The sequence below is a fragment of the Butyrivibrio sp. VCB2006 genome (assembly GCF_000420945.1).
GTDB lineage: Bacteria > Bacillota > Clostridia > Lachnospirales > Lachnospiraceae > Butyrivibrio.
Genome location: NZ_ATVX01000002.1, coordinates 1 through 19,459 on the forward strand (window position 1 = coordinate 1; position 19,459 = coordinate 19,459).

Sequence of the window (19,459 nt, forward strand, 5' to 3'; positions counted from 1 at the left end):
CAGCGTCAAATCTCCGTTCGACTTGCATGTGTTAGGCACGCCGCCAGCGTTCATCCTGAGCCAGGATCGAACTCTCACGTTTAAAAGTTTGATCTGGCCAGAACTCAAGCTTGGCTTTTGTTCTGTCCGTTATTTACTAATTTTTGTTCTGAATAATTCTCTTGGAATTTTTCAGGGTTGCATTACTGTTTATTTGTCAAGGTACAGGAGCTAGAATCCGCTCCAATGCTGCATTTGCGATGTATCTGTCCGCATCAGCAACGAATATAAATATATCACTAGGTAATATTCATGTCAACAACTAATTTCAATAATTTTCAATTTTTTTATAAAAAAGCTGGCAAACCCTGTATTTGCCAGCTTTTCAATCTATAAATATTTTCTAAACTCTTCTTATTTCAATGTTACTTTCTGTTCTGTACCATCAATACTTACTATCATTCCCAGAGTTTGAATCTGCGTAGACGCTTCCTTATCTATCTCTGTAAGTACCACAAGGCTCTCATGCGTTCTTGAATCAATAGTACCAACATAAGAGGACAGATCATTAGGAAGAAATGTTACCGGAGTGTACCCAAGATTCTTTCCATTAAGTATAACCTGGAACTTAATGTTCTTCTCTAGGATATTAACCTTCTTGGCGCCATCGGAACCATTGTACAGATCAAACCTGAGTACAAGGAGCTTTTTACCTTTTTCTGCATTTATAACATAACTCTTGGAACTCTCAGGATAAGAGCTTGATACTGAATAACCTTCATAAGCAAGGAAAATGTCATCGACAATCTCCTGAGTCTCATCTGAAGATAACACTACAGCGTCGGGATCTTCAGTGATTGTATTTTCTCCCTGATTCTCAGAGTTATCGCTAGCATCATTTTTGCCTTCCTGACTGGCCTGCTCATTGCTGCTATCAGGCGCCTGACCACCACCGTTATCCTCCGGTGTAATGGACACATCAGTAAGAGCCACATCTGCCTGAGGCGTTTCTTCCTTAACAGGCTCCGACTCTTTTTTCGGAGCAGGTGCAGGAGTCTGTGTCTGTGTCTGAGTCTTTTCTTCCTCAGCCTTGTTCTTTTCAGCCAGAGCAGCCTCTTTTTCCCTCTGTTTAGCAACTTCCTTGGCGTCCACATAAGTAAGTTTAGCCTGTCCGTTATTTGAATATTTCATCAAAAGGCCCACGGCAAACTCTACAGTCTGGTTATACTCATCCTCAGTAAGTTCAGGAAAAGCCTCGCCACACCCAGCCAAGCATAAAGTCATACATATAGCTGTCAGTAAACCCAAATACTTTTTTGCCCTCATAAGATATCCCCTCTTAGGATTTATTTGGTTTCCAACTCAAAATAGAACTCTACTCCGTTATCGTAGTTCTTGACGCCATACTCCTGATGCATGCCTTCCATAATAGCCTTAACAATAGATAGTCCAACACCACTTCCACCATATTCTCTGGTTCTGGCCTTATCGACTTTGTAGAATTTCTCCCAAATATGGCCAATACTGTCATCCGGAATCGGTTTACCAGTGTTAAATACAGATACCCGAACATGGCTATCTCTCTTGGTAAGTTTGATTTCGATTATTTTGTCCCCATCTATATGGTTCAAGGCATTACTGTAATAATTCTGCAGCACTTCCTCGATTTTGAATTCGTCACCCCATACAAATATCGGCTCATACTCATCAAACTTGATAGTAACACCTTTTTGTCTTGCCAAAAGATCTGCCGACTTAATATAGTTGGATATCATATCAACTATATCGAATCTCTCCATGTTTGCATTTTCATTGCCAAATTCAAGCTGATTCAGAGTAAGTAGTTTTTTTACCATGATGTTCATCTTATTAGCTTCATCCATGATTACTTCACAGTAAAAGTTCCTGCTTTCCTCATCGTCGTTTATGCCCTCTTTTAAACCTTCTGCATATCCTTGAATCAGAGCAATAGGAGTCTTAAGTTCATGAGATACATTTGAAAGGAATTCCTTTCGCATCTCATCAATCTCCTCTTTCTTGGCAATATCATGCTTGAGAGCTATATTCGCATTTTTGAGCTCTTTGATTGTAGACTCAAGGGTCTCTGACAGTTCATTCATGTTAGATCCAAGAGCATCAATCTCACTATGATAATCTCCGGTAGATTCGTACTTGGCCTCAAAATTAAGCTTCTTCATATCATCGGAAATGAAATACAATCGCTTAATAGGATCTGTAACCTTTTTGGAGATGTACATAATTACCAGGGAACCTGCCACTATAGCTACTATAGCCACATAAACCATAAAAGTGTTGGAAATAGCTACGCTATCCTTGATACTCTCCATCGTAGATCGTACAAGAACTAGATTCCCATTCCCAACAACTCCCCACATTTCCAAATATTGTCTTCCGGATTTATCTTCGTCTCTCTGTAATGTGTAACTGTCTCCAACATCCAGAACTACTCTGTTCTCTATTTCAAAATCGCCGCCCAAGGGGTTTATCATGTTCTCCCAAAGGATTTTTGCGAGAAGCTCTGCATTACTGGTAGATGACTTAACCGTCTTAGAGTCTCCGTCCAAAACTATCATTTCAATGTTATAACGTTCACAGATATGTCTTATTTCCAAGTCAAATTCCGGAGAGGTGATATCACCGGTAGTAACGGCTCTGTCTATACTTCTGTATGCTTCAATGATAGCTTCTCTTTTGTTTTGAACATAAAAGCTCTCCATAAACAGAAGATTTATGACAAGACAAAAGGTAAAGGTTCCAATCATTGTGGCAATGAAGGCAATACTAATCTCGAATCTTATGGAATGGGTTTTATTAAACTTTTTATCTTTTCCCATATTGCTTATAAACCTATTCCCTTAAATTATTCTGCTTCGAGCTTGTAGCCCATGCCCCAGATAGTTTTGATCATGTCGCCTTTCTTACCAAGCTTTCCACGCAGCTTTTTAACATGTGTATCTATAGTTCTGGCATCACCAAAATAGTCATAGTTCCATACATTATTAAGTATCTTTTCTCTTGAAAGAGCTACTCCCTTATTCTCAAAGAAGAAAGTAAGAAGCTCAAACTCCTTATAACTAAGATCAATCTCTTTTCCATCAACAAGGACGCTGTGAGCAACTTTATTAAGAACTATACCGCCAATCTCCATAATCTGATTATTAGCAGCCTGATTAGTTCTACGCAGGATTGCTGATACTCTTGCAGCAAGTATCTTGGGGCTAAATGGTTTGGAAATATACTCATCTACACCAAGTTCGAAGCCAAGCAGCTCATCTCTTTCCTCAGCCTTAGCTGTAAGCATGATGATGGGAACCTTAGAATTTGTTCTGATTTCCCTACAAACTTCCCATCCATCCCTCTTAGGCATCATAACATCAAGGATGATAAGTGATATGTCTTTATCTTCGTAAAAGATATCAAGGGCCTGCTGACCATCTTCAGCTTCCACTACAAGATATCCATCTTTCACCAAAAAGTCTTTAACGAGTTTACGCATTCTGCTCTCGTCATCAACTACTAGTATCTTAAGATCTTCCATTATGTCAATCCTCCTGATTGTCGTCTTTTATTTCTGTACCCTCATAATAACTTGAAGTATCGCTAATGCCAAGCCTTTTTTCGGCCTCCCGTACTTTTTTCTCCCTCTCTTTAAGGTCCTGTTCCCAGGAAGCAAATCTATTAGTGACATTACTCTTATAGTTTATTATGTTGTCATTCTCAGCCGTAGCCGCGACAACAAACATTATTATAACAAGAATAGCAAGTACAACGTTCAGAATTATAGAAAAAAACTTGAAAAAATCCACTTTTTTCTCAGCAGGACTTGGCTTTATCCTCTGTTTTACCGAAAGGTTTTCAAGGGCAGAATGCCTAGAAAAAGAGATTTCAACAGGGATTGGGATGATATCGGCCTCTCCATATCCACTTTCCAGCAGTTTTTTTCGAAGTCCTGTAAGATAGCCCCACCCAATCGGCGTTTTGAAAATCTTATTTTCAATGGCTTTCTCATAAACTGCTTTAATATCAGTTGGTTTACTGGCTTTTACCCTGGACTGCAAAAGCTTTATTTTTGACGCATCCATCGTAGCCTTCTGGGTATCGGCCTCAGAAGTAAACTGATAGCCTTCTACTATGAAATTGTCAGCACTACTTTTGTCATCAGCCGCCATATTCTGCTCCATTAGCTGCAATGAATACACTTACGCTTCTAGCCTTAAGAGTTTTGTTCCTCCAGGTAAGAGGTTTTGGTCTGTTAAAAAAGTATTTGCCTTCGTCGTCACCTGTATCGATGCATAAAGCCCAGTAATAGCCCTCCGGCGGATTAGGAAGCATGATCTGAACATCTTCCCAATATACATTGATTGCCAGATAAACTATATCGTCATGGCCTTTTTTATTTGTAAAGCCTGCATATCTTACGCAAACAACCTTTGAATCTCCGGTTATGTTCCCGTTATCAGGATTCTCCGTATGAAGAGAAATGTTAGGATAACCGCATGCTGCGGGATGAAGGTCTTTTCTTATGCAGGGATGTTTTCTTCTAAACTGGATAACTCTCCTATAGAAGTCAAAAAAGTCTTTGTTCTTCTCAAGTAAGTTCCAATTCAGCCAGGATATCTCGTTATCCTGGCAGTAGGCATTGTTATTACCAAATTGCGTGTTGCCAAATTCATCGCCGGCATATATCATAGGCGTTCCCCTGCTGCACATGAGAACAGTTATGGCATTACGCATCATTCTGAACCTAAGATCATTGATAGCCGGATCCGCTGTTTCTCCTTCTGCTCCGCAATTCCAGCTTCTATTATCGTTGGCTCCGTCAGTATTATTCCAGCCATTATCTTCGTTGTGTTTACTGTTGTAAGCATAAAGGTCATACAAGGTAAAACCGTCATGACAGGTAATGAAGTTTACTGAAGACTCATAGCCAAGATAAGCACCGCCGTATAGATCCATAGAACCGGTGATTCTTTTAACTGCTTCAGGGGCTGCCCATATATCACCTTTCAAAAAAGATCTTATGTCGTCACGATATTTACCGTTCCACTCTGCCCATCGTTTCCAAGCCGGGAAATTACCAACCTGGTACATTCCGCCGGCATCCCAGGCCTCAGCAATAAGCTTTACGTTACCAAGGATCGGATCATAAGCAAGACGCTGGATAAGAGGAGGTCTTTCCATAGGAGATCCATCCTGATCTCTTCCCAAAATACTGGCAAGATCAAATCTGAATCCATCGACTCTATACTGTTCAACCCAGTAACGCAAACACTCAACGATAAGCTCCTGAACCATAGGATGGTTGCAGTTCATAGTATTTCCACATCCACTGAAGTTGTAGTATTGGCCCATTGGAGTAAGCAGATAATAAATGTTGTTATCAAATCCCTTAAATGAAATAAACGGCCCGTTTTCATTTCCTTCAGCAGTATGATTGAACACAACATCAAGGATAACCTCAATTCCGTTATCCTTAAGCTCTTTTATCATATGTTTAAGCTCAACGCCTTCCTTATTGTATTCACTTTGGTAGGCATAGCTTGTATTTGGGGCAAAAAAGCTAATGGTGTTATATCCCCAATAATCAAGGAGAGTTTTACCATTGACCTCTCGCTTATCTCTCGTTTCATCAAATTCAAAGATTGGCATAAGCTCTACAGCTGTAACACCAAGTCTCTTTAGATAATCAACTTTTTCTCTTATCCCTTGGAATGTTCCCCTACACTTAATTCCGGAGGATGGATCCATAGTAAAGCCGCGAACATGCATCTCATATATTACTGAGTCGCACATAGGAGTACCAAGATGAGATGTAGCGTTCCATTCAAAATTATCTCTAACTACTCTGGCTCTGTACTGGCCATTTTTATTAAGTCTTTGGCCCCAGATTCTTTGTCCTGATACCGCCTTTGCATATGGGTCAAGCAGCACATTATTCTTATTAAACAAAAGACCTTTCTCCGGATTCCAAGGTCCGTCTACGCTATAGCAATACTCAAGATTTTCGATATCCAAACCAAATACGATCATGGAATATACTTTTCCGATTCTATAGCTCTCAGGAAAAGGAATCTGCGCAAAGGGCTTATCTTCTCCTCTATGATATAAGAGCAAAGTGATAGAAGTACCGCCATTTGAGTAAACAGTGAAGTTCACTCCGTCAGTCATCATTGTGGCGCCATTTATTCCATAAAAACCAGGCCTCACTCTGAAGCCTGATATCTCGTCGATAGCAAGAAGCTGTCTACCCAGGTCACTCTTTCTCAGTTCCCTGCCATGACGCTCTCCAATCTCTATAGGTTTTCCGCCCTGCCTATGTCTTCTAAACTCGTTCATATTAATATATTAACACATTATTGATAAAATTTCTGTGAAATAAAAAACAGCGAGGCAATGCCTCGCTGTCAAAATCCACATATTAAACTGGGTATGCGCCATTCTTAGTATCAGCTGCAGATACATCAACAGATGTCTGCTGTGCCATACGATATTTGAAGAAGTCTGTAGCAACCTGTGGGAACAATGCATATGAAAGAACATCCTCATCCTGCTGCTTCCACTGAGCAACTTCCTTCTCAAACTTATTAAGTCCGGGCTCAAGCTTATCAGCAGGTCTGCATGTGATAACCTCTCTATCGCCGATAATCTTCTTCTGAACCTCTGGGTTAAATGGCTTAATTGTCTTACCATACTCACCTGCAAGAAGATCCTTGGTCTGATCTGTAGCAACCTTGTATCTCTCGCCCATAAGTACGTTCATAACTGCCTGTGTACCAACGATCTGTGATGAAGGTGTTACAAGAGGTGGCTCACCGAAGTCCTTACGAACCTGTGGGATTTCCTCAAGAACTGTATCATACTTATCGCTAGCATTCTGCTCTTTAAGCTGGCTAACCATGTTAGAAAGCATTCCACCAGGAACCTGATACATAAGAGTCTTGATGTTAACACCAAGAACCTTAGGATCCATAAGTCCACTGGCAAGGCACTCTTCTCTATATGGTCTGAAGTGATCAGCAATCTTAGCAAGAAGCTTCTGATCAAGACCTGTCTCAAAAGGCTGTCCCTTGAAGGCTTCTACCATAACCTCAGTAGCTGGCTGTGATGTACCAAGAGCAAATGGAGAAATAGCACAGTCAATAATATCTACGCCAGCCTCAGCTGCCTTCATGTATGTCATGCTGGCAACACCTGATGTGTAGTGTGTATGAAGATCGATTGGAAGACTTGTTGCGCTCTTAAGAGCCTTAACAAGCTTCTCAGCTTCATAAGGAAGAAGAAGTCCGGCCATATCCTTGATACAGATAGAATCTGCTCCCATGTTCTCGATATCTTTTGCAATGCTCATCCAGTATTCTTCTGTATAAGCATCACCAAGTGTATAAGCAAGAGCGATTTGAGCATGTCCGCCCTCTTTCTTACAAGCCTTAACTGAAGCCTCAAGGTTTCTCAGGTCATTCAAGCAGTCGAAAATTCTGATGATATCAATACCATTAGCTATAGATTTCTGAACAAAATACTCAACTACATCATCAGGATAGTGCTTGTATCCAAGAATATTCTGTCCACGAAGAAGCATCTGAAGCTTTGTGTTCTTAAATCCGGCACGGAGCTTACGCAGTCTCTCCCATGGATCTTCCTTAAGGAATCTCATGCAGGAGTCGAAAGTAGCACCACCCCAGCATTCTACTGCGTTATATCCAACCTGATCCATTGTCTCAATGATAGGAAGCATAACCTCTGTAGGCATTCTTGTGGCAATCAGTGACTGATGCGCATCACGAAGTACAGTCTCATTGATACGAACTGGTTTTTTCTGTAAATCTGCCATATCTATTATTATCCTTTCTCTTATTTAAATTCTAAATTAAACCCCGAAGACCGCCATAAATGTTCCGGCAACTACGGCAGTACCGATAACTCCGGCAACGTTAGGTCCCATAGCATGCATGAGAAGGAAGTTTGAAGGATCATACTCTGCACCAACCTTCTGGGATACACGGGCAGCCATAGGTACGGCAGATACACCTGCTGAACCAATAAGAGGATTGATCTTGCCACCTGTGATAAGGCACAGGAGCTTACCAAGAAGACATCCAGCGGCTGTACCAAATGCAAATGCAATAAGTCCAAGTATAACGATGATAATTGTTTTTGTGTTAAGGAAAGCCTCAGCACTAGTTGTAGCACCAACAGATGTTCCAAGAAGGATAACAACGATGTACATAAGTGCGTTAGAAGCTGTCTCCTGAAGCTGACGAACTACTCCAGACTCTCTAAAGAGGTTACCAAGCATAAGCATACCTATAAGAGGAGCTGTTGTAGGAAGAATCAAACTTACAACGATAGTAACAATGATTGGGAAAAGAATCTTCTCCAGCTTGGATACTTCTCTAAGCTGCTGCATTCTGATCTTTCTCTCTTTGTCTGTTGTAAGAAGCTTCATAATTGGTGGCTGAATCATAGGCACCAAAGCCATGTATGAATAAGCAGCTACCGCTATAGGTCCAAGAATTGATGTCTGATGCAATTTGGATGCAAGGAAGATAGATGTAGGGCCATCAGCTCCTCCGATGATTGATACAGCAGCAGCCTGCTGATCGTTAAATCCAAATGCAATAGCCATAAAGTATGCTGAAAAAATACCAAACTGAGCACCAGCTCCCATAAGGAAACTGATAGGATTCGCAATAAGCGGACCAAAGTCTGTCATGGCACCAACACCAAGGAAAATAAGTGATGGTAAAATAGCCCATTCATCCAAAATATAGAAATAATGGAGAAGACCACCGGCAGAATCTCCAACCGGCTCAGCCATAATCTCAGGATAAATGTTTACAAGAAGCATACCAAACGAAATTGGTACCAAAAGAAGTGGTTCAAATCCCTTGGCAATAGCAAGGTACATAAACACAAGCGCAACTACAACCATTACATAGTTACCAGGTGTCATAGTAGTAAATGCAGTTTGTTGCCAGAGATTAGATAATGTATTAACGATGTAATCCATTTTTTATCCTCATTTCTGTTTATTGAAAACTAAGATTTCTCTGACTTTTATTAGTTAAGAGTTGCAAGGCATGTTCCAGCTTCTACTGAATCACCAGCAGCAACGTCAATGCTTGCTACTGTTCCGTCTGAAGGAGCTACCATAGGAATCTCCATCTTCATTGACTCGATAGTAACAACAGTGTCGCCCTTCTTGACAGCCTGTCCTACGCTTGCATTGATCTTGAGGACCTTACCAGCTGCACCAGCCTCAACCTTGATTGAGCCTGCGCCAGCGCTTGCCTTCTTAGCAGGAGCTGCTGGAGCCTTAACTACTGGAGCTGCAGCTGCAGGAGCTACTCCTGATCCAGCACCTTCTTCTACAGTTACATCATATACGTTTCCGTTAACGGTTATTGTATAGTTCTTCATTTATATCTCCTTTCGATGAGCATGGACATCACCGTGCTCGATCCTTACATTTAGTGTTTTTTCCAGTTATTGTTTACTTTTCTGATAGATCTTACACGGAATCCATCTGTACCGGCGCTTCCCTCGTATGCGGCAATTGCAGCAGCAATAACTGCAACAAGCTCAGCATCACTGGAAAGGTCTTCTTGCTCGGCAATCTGACTGATTGTGTTGTCCATTGCCTTCTGAGCAATTTCCTTATCACTCTCTTTCTTTTTCTTGCCACCACCAAAGAGTAATGGGAAAAGAGAAATGATAAGTGAAATGAGAATAAGGATTGCAAATGCCATTCCCATTCCAAGGAGAGTATTAAGTCCGGCATTCTCAAGCTTCTCGCTTGTAGTCTTTTGAACAGTTACACCGATATCAGTAGGCTCACCTCTGTTAGAAAGGTAAATCTCCATATCAGCTGCGTGTTTGGTTCCCTGGACTACGGCATCAACTACCAATACTCCGTCCTTATTAACTTCGTAGCTAACTTCCTTGACAAAAAGGTCGCTAGCTAAAGTTGCTTCTGAGTTATATCCAAGATCGTTAAGAGCCTTGTACCAGCTGTCATAGCCACTGGCAAGAACTTCATAACGCTCATCGGAAGAGCTAAGTGCTATGTCAAAGTACAACATTTGCTCGAAATTATCAGGAGTAATTCCCTGTAAATACCACATTTCGAAATTATTGTCCTCGATAGCTTCCGCAAAGCCCTTTAAGCTTTCCTGAGTAAATATATCAGACGAATACCTGCTTCCTTCTACGGAGTTGGATTTAACATCCTCACCGCAAGCTGTCAGTCCAATAAGGCAGCTAAGCATTACGCCCAAAACCAACATTTTTTGTTTCATTTTGAGTGCTCCCTTCATTAAACTGTGCCGTGTTTCTTGGCAGGACGCTCATCCCTTTTTGTAAAAAGCATTTCGAATGCGCCCACAACATACTTTCTTGTATCAGCAGGCTCAACGATTTCATCTACATATCCTCTTGCTGCAGCACTCTTAACATTGTTCTGAAGTGCAGCATATTCAGCAGCAGCCTTAGATACTGTCTCAGCATCCTTACCGTCGCACATGATCTTGGCTGCAAGATTAGCATCCATTGTACCAACCTGAGCATCAGGCCAGCTAATTGTTACATCAGCACCAATTGCCTTGGAGTTCATGATTACATAAGCGCTACCAAATGCCTTACCTGTAATAAGATTAACCTTAGGTACTGTAGCATTTGCAAGTGCAAATACAAGCTTGCCGGCAGCCTTAGCAACGTGCTTCTCATCACATCTTGATGTTCCAAAGCCAGTTGCATTTGTAAGTGTAAGTACAGGAAGATCAAAAGCATCACAGAAATTGATGAACTCTGCAGCCTTCTCACATCCGTGAGCAGTTAACTTATCAGCAAACTTCTCAGCTTCCTTACCATTCTCATCGAATACAGCTGTACGGTTACCAACAAGTCCAACTGTAGCACCGTTCAGTCTGATAAATCCTGTTACCATCTCCTTAGCATACTCTCTCTTAGTCTCGAAGAATACACCGTTGTCGGAAATCTGTCTTGCAATAAGTGAAGGGTCAGCTGTCGCACCATCAAGGTTCTCACATGCTCTGTTCAGATCATCTGAGCATTCCTGATAAGAATCTCCATCCTCGTTGTTGGAAGGAAGAATCGAAACCAGCTCTCTAACCTGAGCGTAGAGAGATGCTTCATCAGCAACAACATCCACATTAGCAGTCTCTGCAGCCTGCCACTTAGCAGCTGATGTATCACACTTCTCCTTGTAGTTTCCTTCAAGAGCATTTGGTGAATTAACAAACAGCTTAGCCTTCTCAGATTCCATAAAAGTAAAGTCTGTGATAGAAGGAATAATTGCAAGTCCACCACCACAGGCACCAAAAATGGCTGTGATCTGAGGAACAACACCAGAAGCCTCCACCTGCTTAAGATAGATTTCGCCAAAGCCGTTAAGGGCATCTGTGGCCTCCTGAAGACGAAGTCCTGTTGAATCGATAAGACCGATTACAGGAGATCCTGTCTTGATTGCCAGTTCATACAGGCGAACGATTTTCTTGGCATGCATCTCACCGATAGATCCGCCAAGAACTGACGCATCCTGGCTGTAAACATAAACCAGATTACCGTCAATAACACCATATCCGGTAACAACACCGTCTGATGGTGTTTCTTCCTGTTTCAGATTGAAATCTGTGTTTCTGGCTGTCACAAGAGCACCAATTTCAACGAAACTGTTTTCGTCGAGCAAAGCATTAATTCTTTGTCTCGCTTGTGAAGAACTACTCATTTGTTTACCTCCGAAATTTTTTATAATGAATAATATATGCACAAATGAATTGTAAAAATGCAAAAATTCTGCTATTTTCACAACATAAGTCAGAATATATTGTATCATAAAAAATGGCAAAAAAAAGGAAAAATGCATAAAAAATTGCGCATTTTTCCTATATTTTATGAATTGTATATAAATAATTGTTTGGCCGAAAACCGTTAACTGTAAATTGATAGAATTTTGTTTGTTAATTAAATGTCAAGTTTTACATTTATCTCTTGCTCAGCCTGAGCTTTAAACTCCTCAACCTGCACAGTTCCTATAGCTGGCAGCTCATCCAGGGATCTTACTCCGAAACTTCTAAGAAACTCCTCTGTTGTTCCAAATAAAAGTGGTCTTCCGGGAGCATCTAAACGTCCCAGTTCCTGTACCAGTCCAAACTCAACAAGTCTGTTTACAGCATGATCACTATTTACGCCTCTTATTTTTTCTACCTCTAGTCTTGTAATCGGCTGCTTATATGCAATTATAGACAGCGTTTCCATAAGTGAATCAGTCAAAACCGCCTTTTTTGGCGCCTTTGCAATTTTGACTAAATATTCATACATTTCTTTTTTGGTACAAAGCTGAACCGCTTTTTCCAGTTCAATAATACCAATTCCACTGTCTTCCTTGTCGTATTTCTCTTTCAGATAACCTATAAAGCTTTTTATTTCCTTGGCATCAGTTTCCATAGCCTTAGCCAACGCACTGATCTCCACGGAATCTCCCATAGTAAAAAGAATAGCCTCGACTACGGCCGCTCCCTCTTCTCTTGTCATATCAACTTGCCTTCCTGGACGTAATTATAATATCCCCAAATGTAGTTTCCTGTTCTATTTCAATCTCGCCAAGCTTCATTTCTTCAAGCATTACAAGGAACGTAACTATAATCTCCGTTTTGCTATGCTGTTTTTCCAAAAGCTGTCTGAAACTAAATCTGGAATGTTCTCTTATGTATGCCTTGATATATAAAGTCTTGGCATCCATATCTATCTCTTCTTTTTCGATATTTCCGAATTTACTACGAATAGGGTCCACCTTATCTTCCTGTCTCTTTAAAAGATCCTGGAATATCTCATTGAGCTTTGATAAGGTTGCATCTCCTATAAGGCCTGACAAATCAACAGGCATCTCATATTCCTTGACTTCCTTGGGAATATTCTTGTCTCTGAACCAGGAAAGTCCCGCTTCCATCTGCCTATCCTTAAGTTCAAAAGCCATATACTTGTACATCTTGTACTCCAAAAGCTTCTCAACAAGCTCTGCTCTTGGGTCTTCCTCTTCTCCCTCTTCATTAACTTCCTTAGGAAGAAGCATTTTACACTTGATATCAATAAGAGTTGCCGCCATTACCAGGAATTCACTTGTAACATCCATGTCATCGCTCTGCATAGCCTCAATATATGCAAGATACTGATCGGTAATGGTCGCAATTGGAATATCATATATATCTATCTGGTTCTTATCAATCAGGTGAAGCAAAAGATCCAGAGGACCTTCAAACACCTGCAGTTTAACTTCTAGTGACATTTCCTACCTCATAAACTCAAATCTTGTGAACCCTGATCACATCAACTTCTCCAGGGTTAAACATTCTAACATGTATACTGTGGGTACCAATCCCCCTGCTCAGTATCATGGTCTTGCCGTTTCTTACAAACTTGCCACCGTCATACTTAGGGAAAAGAGCTATGGCCGGCGAAATAACACCCCCAAGCAAAGGAAGTCTTATTATACCGCCATGTACATGACCTGATACAATAAGATCCGCACCCCAGTCGGAATATTCCTCAAAGTACTGAGGATTATGGGCAATCAGCACCTGGAAAGCATTCTTGTTACTGCGCCCCACCATTTTCTCCACATGGCCCTTTTCCATCTTGAGCTTGACAACTTTTCGAAAATAATCATGGTCAAGGTCAAGGCCTGTAATCCTTATATTGGTGCCATCTACATCTATACTGTCATTCTCAAGTGTAACCACTCCGGCCCTTTTAAGCGCACTTCTGTATCTGTCAAAAAGATTTCCGAATTCGCCTGTAAAGGTTTTGATCTTATGCTCGTGATTACCATTCCCCATATAAACAGGATATTTGGCAGAAAGCTGTGTAAGAACATGAAGACCAGCCTGATATTGAATTTCACCCTTAATCCGATGAGCAGTAAACATATCACCGGCGCACAAAATGGCGTCCGGATTGATCTCTTCTATAGCTGCAATCAACTTATCGTTATTGTCGCCAAAAACATAACCATGAAGATCTGATAAAAGAACAAAATTATAGTTTCTTGAAATCTTATCAGAATTCACGTCATACTTCCTGACAACGAAGCTGTGTGTATCGTGATAAATAACAGCAGCTGACAGAATAGCTAATATTAAAATGGCTATCAAAAAATATATCCACATAAATATACTCACTTAGCTCTAAACGTAACAAAATTTATTTTATCACAGAGTTTTGATATTACAAAGAAAAAAGTCCCTGGATAAAATCCAAGGACTTTTCAAAAATTTGATTTAGTTATATTTGCGCTTTCTTGCTGCTTCAGACTTCTTCTTGCGTCTTACGCTAGGCTTCTCGTAGTGCTCTCTCTTACGGATTTCCTGCTGGATACCAGCCTTTGCGCAACTTCTCTTAAAACGACGCAGTGCGCTATCCAAAGTCTCGTTTTCTTTTACTACTACTGTTGACATCTCTACTCTTACCCTCCCTTCAGTCCCTTCAAGTACATGACTGATTGGGTTATTTATTATGCTTATACTGAGCCCATTAGCTCACATAACATGAATATTTTAGCACATATCACATTTATGTCAAGCATATTTTTTTTATTTTTTGTTTAATTAATCTGACCTTCAAGAACAGCCTTAGCTTCAGCAATGGCATCCTGAATACCGGCAGGATTCTTACCACCGGCCTGAGCCATGTTAGGACGGCCACCGCCGCCTCCTCCAACCTTAGGTGCAATAGCTTTTACAAGGTTACCAGCATGAGCGCCCTTAGCCTGTGCTCCGTCAGTTGCCATAGTAACAAGGTTAACTTTACCATCTGCTTCTGAAATAAGAACTACAACGCCTTCTCCAAGCTTGGTCTTAAGCTGATCGCCAAGATCACGAAGTCCATTCATGTCTACACCCTTAACTGCTGTAGCAAGGAGCTTCACTCCCTTAACGTCGACTACCTGATCCATTACATCACCAAGAGCAGCCTGAGCTTCTTTACTCTTAAGTGACTCGTTCTCACTCTTAAGTGCCTTAAGCTCTTCCTGAAGCTTCTTGATCTGAACTGAAATATCGGCCGGTGTAGTCTTAAGAGCCTTAGCAGCCTCATGAAGGCTTGTCTCTACATTCTTGTAATATGCTCTTGCATTATCGCCTGTAAGAGCCTCAATACGACGAACACCTGCAGCAACACCAGACTCGGAAACAATCTTGAAAAGACCGATATGGCTTGTATTGGAAACATGTGTACCACCACAAAGCTCAATGGAGAAATCACCCATGTTTACTACTCTTACAGTATCGCCATATTTCTCACCAAACAGAGCCATTGCGCCTGTCTTCTTGGCTTCTTCTATTGACATCTCCTTGGTCACAACAGGGAGCGCCTCAAGAATCTTCTCATTAACAATTGTCTCAACCTTCTGAATTTCATCAGCTGTCATTGCCTGATGATAGCTAAAGTCAAATCTTGTTTTATCAGGATCCTGATAAGAACCAGCCTGCTCTACTCCATCACCAAGAACCTCCTGAAGTGCTTTCTGAAGAAGGTGTGTTGCAGAATGGTTACGACAAGTCTTAGCTCTATTTGCAGCATCTACATTAAGAGATACCTTATCAGAAGTCTTAAATGTACCTGTTACAACCTTACCAACATGAGCAGTTCTGCCGCCTGCTACATGGATAGTCTCAAGAACCTCAAACTTAGCGCCATTAGTTCCAAGAATCTCTCCTATGTCGCCAACCTGACCACCCATTGTGCCATAGAATGTTGTCTTATCAGTAATAATTGTACCCTGGGCGTCTTCTGTAAGCTCATCTGTAAGAGCATCACCGCCAGCCATAGCAACTACTGTTCCATCACATACAAGGGCATCATAGCCAACAAATTCAGATTTAACTGACTCATCAAGTCCGTCAAATACGCCTGCACCTGTAGAAAGATTTGCTGAGAAGTTCTGATTTTCTCTTGCCTTCTGCTTCTGCTCTTCCATAGAAGCAGCAAAGCCCTTCTCATCAACGCTAAAGCCTTCTTCCTGAGCAAGCTCAAGAGTAAGCTCTACAGGGAATCCAAATGTATCATAAAGGAAGAATGCATCCTTTCCTTCAATTTCCTTCTTACCTGCAGCATTTGTCTTATCAAGAATCTTCTTAAACTCTTTCATACCGTTTTCAAGAGTAGACTCGAAACGTGTGATTTCTCTCTCAAGCTCGGTAAGAACAAACTTCTGGTTCTTATTAAGGTGCTCGTAGCTATCCTTGTACTCATCGATGTAGATCTGTGCAACACCAAGAATCTGTGCCTTGTTAAGGCCAAGAGTTCTGGCATGTCTTACAGCACGACGGATAAGTCTTCTAAGGATGTAGCCGGCTCCTGTGTTAGAAGGAAGAAGCTTAGCCTCATCTCCGATAAGCATTACTGATGTACGTGTATGGTCAGCAAGAATTCTCATAGACTTTGTGGTCTTCTCATCTGACTCGTACTTAATTCCACTCTCTTTTTCTATATAAGCAATTACAGGAGCGTGAAGATCGATCTTGTAAACATCATCAACACCGTTAAGGAAAGCAAGAATTCTCTCAAGTCCCCAACCTGTATCTACATTCTTCTGAGAAAGAGGAGTTAAATGACCATCATGATGCTTCTCGTACTGCATAAATACGTCATTACCAATTTCTGTATACTTACCACAGTGGCATCCAGGGCCGCAGTCAGGACCACAATCAGGCATATCCTTAACATAGAACATCTCACTGTCAGGACCGCAAGGGCCGTATTCAAGTCCCCACCAGTTATCCTCTGCAGGAAGATAATAAATATTCTCAGGCTTAAATCCAGACTCAATACGATACTTGGCACCCTCTTCATCTCTAGGAGCGTTCTCATCACCTGCAAACACAGTAGCAGCAAGATGATCAGCATCAAAGCCAAAAAGCTGAGTAAGAAGCTCAAAGCTCCACTGGCAACGCTCTTTTTTGAAATAATCGCCAAGAGACCAGCTACCCATCATTTCAAAGAAAGTGCCATGGCTCTTATCACCTACTGAATCAATATCATTTGTACGTACGCATCCCTGAACATTGCAAAGGCGTGTTCCCATAGGATGCTTCTTGCCAAGAAGATATGGCATAAGAGGCTGCATTCCGGCAACGTTGAACATAACACCTGTAGATCCGTCTGATACAAGTGATACAGCGCCGCAATCTACGTGGCCCCTGTCAATGTAGAACTGTTTCCAAGCTTTTCTAAGCTCATCAGCAGTAAACTGTTTCATTAAAATTTCCTCCATATACGTGAAATAGCCAAGGAGCCTTTATAGGCTCCCGGCCAAATATTTTGTCATTATTAGAAGTCAAACTTATCTGAGAAGAATGCCTCAAGTTCATCGATAGCAACCCTCTCCTGCTCCATGCTGTCTCTGAATCTTACAGTAACCATGTTATCGTTTTCTGATTCAAAGTCATATGTAATGCAGAATGGTGTTCCGATTTCATCCTGACGGCGATATCTCTTACCAATGTTTCCACGATCATCAAACTCGCAGTTATACTTCTTGGAAAGCTTAGCGTATATCTTCTCTGCGCCTTCATTAAGCTTCTTGGAAAGTGGAAGGATACCAATCTTAACAGGTGCAAGTGCTGGATGGAAGTGAAGAACTGTACGCATATCAGGCTTCTCTTCTGTTCCAATATTCTCCTCGTCGTAAGCTTCGCAGAGGAATGCAAGAGTTACACGATCTGCACCAAGTGATGGCTCAACAACATAAGGGATGTACTTTTCGTTAGTTTCATCATCGAAGTAATCCATAGGCTGACCAGATGTCTCCTGATGTCTTGTAAGGTCATAGTCAGTTCTGGAAGCAATACCCCAAAGCTCGCCCCAATCTGTGAATGGGAATGCATATTCGATATCGGTTGTATGATCTGAGTAGAATGAAAGCTCCTCTGGATCATGGTCACGAAGACGAAGGTGTTCTTTATCAATACCAAGGGAAAGAAGCCACTCATAGCAGGTCTTTCTCCAATATTCGAACCACTCAGTCTGTGTTCCAGGCTTACAGAAGAACTCAAGCTCCATCTGCTCGAACTCTCTTGTACGGAATGTAAAGTTACCAGGTGTGATCTCGTTACGGAAGCTCTTACCGATCTGGCAGATACCAAATGGAACCTTCTTACGAGATGTACGCTGTACATTCTTGAAGTTTACAAATATACCCTGTGCTGTCTCAGGACGAAGATATACAGTATCCTTGGCATCCTCAGTTACGCCCTGGAATGTCTTGAACATCAGGTTGAACTCTCTGATACCTGTAAAGTTATGCTTGCCGCATGATGGACAAGGAACAGAATGCTCCTTGATAAAGTTCTCCATTTCCTCATGAGACCAACCATCTACAGAAGTCTCAAGAGTAATATTGTTCTCAGCAGCAAAATCCTCAATGATCTTGTCAGCTCTAAATCTCTCGTGACACTCCTTACAATCCATAAGTGGATCAGAGAAGCCGCCAAGATGTCCTGAGGCAATCCATGTCTGTGGGTTCATAAGAATCGCACAGTCAACACCTACATTGTAAGGGTTCTCCTGAACGAACTTCTGCCACCATGCCTTCTTGACATTATTCTTGAACTCAACGCCCAAATTACCATAGTCCCAAGTATTGGCCAGACCACCATAAATCTCTGATCCGGGATATACAAATCCTCTTGCCTTAGCCAGGGCTACAATTTTGTCCATTGTTTTTGCGCTTGCTTCCATAATCCTCCATTCTGCGACTGCAAGTTGCTGCAGACGTTTTTAAAACTTTTTTTATTTTGAAAGAAGTATCTGTACCATGTCGGTTGTTACATTAGTAAGATCGGCTTCCTTTTTATCTCTGATAGTCACACCACTTGTTATATACTCAATATTGTATGGTGTATATATTACAGTCTTTTCACCGGTAATTACAATATGTCTATCCATAAAATCATTACTTCCAAGGTCAATCTTGTCGCCATTTTTGTCCACAAGCGAACTTGAAAGTTCATATCCCAGCTCCATTGCTTCCTGCACAGTTCCATAAAAAAGCTTGGTCTGATTATAATGCGAAAAATCAGAAGAACTTTCAAATGTCATAACGAGTTTGGCAATAGCTTCATCCTCCAGAATCTCAGCTGAGTTCAAGGATATCCTCGGCAGATCATACTCGGAATTATAATAAGATATTTCCTCAGTTGCCATATTGGACAATTCAGAAATATCATAGTAGTCCTGCCCAAAATCCTCATAAATAGTATTGGTGATTTTACCATCCTTGCTAATACTAAGGCTGGTATCCACATTATTGTCCTTGCCGCATCCTGTAAGAGCAACAGCGCATGTAAACGCTAATCCGGCAATTAAATATAAAGCAGGTCTGGATATGTCATTACTCTCTTTAACACTATGTATTTTCACTATTTCCCCTCGATTTAGCTAAAAA

General features: G+C 41.2%; 17 protein-coding genes and 1 rRNA gene. All 18 read right to left on the reverse strand.

What is annotated here, in order from left to right; all coding sequences use genetic code 11:
- A 16S ribosomal RNA gene (locus G613_RS0101545) occupies positions 1 to 82 on the reverse strand; the annotation flags it as partial.
- 311 nt (positions 83 to 393) lie between these two features.
- The gene (locus G613_RS0101550) at positions 394 to 1,305 is read right to left on the reverse strand and encodes a hypothetical protein (RefSeq protein ID WP_029230971.1); all 912 of its coding nucleotides are present in this window, start codon (positions 1,303 to 1,305) and stop codon (positions 394 to 396) included.
- Between the two features lie 20 nt (positions 1,306 to 1,325).
- On the reverse strand, positions 1,326 to 2,834 hold the full coding sequence (locus G613_RS0101555; protein ID WP_029230972.1) for a sensor histidine kinase: 1,509 nt from the start codon (positions 2,832 to 2,834) through the stop codon (positions 1,326 to 1,328).
- Between the two features lie 26 nt (positions 2,835 to 2,860).
- A complete protein-coding gene (locus tag G613_RS0101560) occupies positions 2,861 to 3,538 on the reverse strand; it encodes a response regulator transcription factor (RefSeq protein WP_029230973.1) in 678 nt (225 codons plus the stop codon).
- Positions 3,539 to 3,542: 4 nt separating this feature from the next.
- The gene (locus G613_RS0101565) at positions 3,543 to 4,082 is read right to left on the reverse strand and encodes a hypothetical protein (RefSeq protein WP_155828011.1); all 540 of its coding nucleotides are present in this window, start codon (positions 4,080 to 4,082) and stop codon (positions 3,543 to 3,545) included.
- Positions 4,083 to 4,158: 76 nt separating this feature from the next.
- Positions 4,159 to 6,336, reverse strand: a complete 2,178-nt coding sequence (gene glgX / locus G613_RS0101570; RefSeq protein WP_029230975.1) for a glycogen debranching protein GlgX — start codon at positions 6,334 to 6,336, stop codon at positions 4,159 to 4,161.
- An 82-nt stretch (positions 6,337 to 6,418) separates the two neighbouring features.
- A complete protein-coding gene (locus tag G613_RS0101575; protein WP_029230976.1) occupies positions 6,419 to 7,831 on the reverse strand; it encodes an oxaloacetate decarboxylase subunit alpha in 1,413 nt (470 codons plus the stop codon).
- A 36-nt stretch (positions 7,832 to 7,867) separates the two neighbouring features.
- Positions 7,868 to 9,010: a sodium ion-translocating decarboxylase subunit beta gene (locus G613_RS0101580; protein ID WP_029230977.1), complete on the reverse strand. Its 1,143-nt coding sequence runs from the start codon at positions 9,008 to 9,010 to the stop codon at positions 7,868 to 7,870.
- Between the two features lie 50 nt (positions 9,011 to 9,060).
- A complete protein-coding gene (locus tag G613_RS0101585; RefSeq protein WP_029230978.1) occupies positions 9,061 to 9,420 on the reverse strand; it encodes a biotin/lipoyl-containing protein in 360 nt (119 codons plus the stop codon).
- Between the two features lie 50 nt (positions 9,421 to 9,470).
- Complete coding sequence (locus G613_RS18305; protein WP_196805023.1) at positions 9,471 to 10,298, reverse strand: OadG family transporter subunit; 828 nt, start codon at positions 10,296 to 10,298, stop codon at positions 9,471 to 9,473.
- Positions 10,299 to 10,315: 17 nt separating this feature from the next.
- A complete protein-coding gene (locus G613_RS0101595; RefSeq protein WP_029230980.1) occupies positions 10,316 to 11,746 on the reverse strand; it encodes an acyl-CoA carboxylase subunit beta in 1,431 nt (476 codons plus the stop codon).
- Positions 11,747 to 11,982: 236 nt separating this feature from the next.
- Positions 11,983 to 12,552 carry an SMC-Scp complex subunit ScpB gene (gene scpB, locus G613_RS0101600; RefSeq protein WP_029230981.1) on the reverse strand — a complete coding sequence of 190 codons (570 nt, stop codon included), beginning with the start codon at positions 12,550 to 12,552 and terminating at the stop codon, positions 11,983 to 11,985.
- 1 nt (position 12,553) lies between these two features.
- Positions 12,554 to 13,303 carry a segregation and condensation protein A gene (locus G613_RS0101605; protein ID WP_029230982.1) on the reverse strand — a complete coding sequence of 250 codons (750 nt, stop codon included), beginning with the start codon at positions 13,301 to 13,303 and terminating at the stop codon, positions 12,554 to 12,556.
- A gap of 16 nt (positions 13,304 to 13,319) precedes the next feature.
- A complete protein-coding gene (locus G613_RS0101610; protein ID WP_196805024.1) occupies positions 13,320 to 14,168 on the reverse strand; it encodes a metallophosphoesterase in 849 nt (282 codons plus the stop codon).
- A gap of 126 nt (positions 14,169 to 14,294) precedes the next feature.
- Entirely contained in the window at positions 14,295 to 14,471 is a 177-nt protein-coding gene (gene rpsU / locus G613_RS0101615; RefSeq protein WP_013280615.1) for a 30S ribosomal protein S21, read from the reverse strand.
- A 146-nt stretch (positions 14,472 to 14,617) separates the two neighbouring features.
- Positions 14,618 to 17,272 (reverse strand): alanine--tRNA ligase, encoded by a 2,655-nt coding sequence (gene alaS / locus G613_RS0101620; RefSeq protein WP_029230984.1) that lies wholly within the window; start codon positions 17,270 to 17,272, stop codon positions 14,618 to 14,620.
- Between the two features lie 71 nt (positions 17,273 to 17,343).
- Positions 17,344 to 18,753 carry a glycine--tRNA ligase gene (locus G613_RS0101625; RefSeq protein WP_029230985.1) on the reverse strand — a complete coding sequence of 470 codons (1,410 nt, stop codon included), beginning with the start codon at positions 18,751 to 18,753 and terminating at the stop codon, positions 17,344 to 17,346.
- A gap of 51 nt (positions 18,754 to 18,804) precedes the next feature.
- Positions 18,805 to 19,434 carry a hypothetical protein gene (locus G613_RS0101630; protein ID WP_029230986.1) on the reverse strand — a complete coding sequence of 210 codons (630 nt, stop codon included), beginning with the start codon at positions 19,432 to 19,434 and terminating at the stop codon, positions 18,805 to 18,807.
- Positions 19,435 to 19,459: the final 25 nt, after the last annotated feature.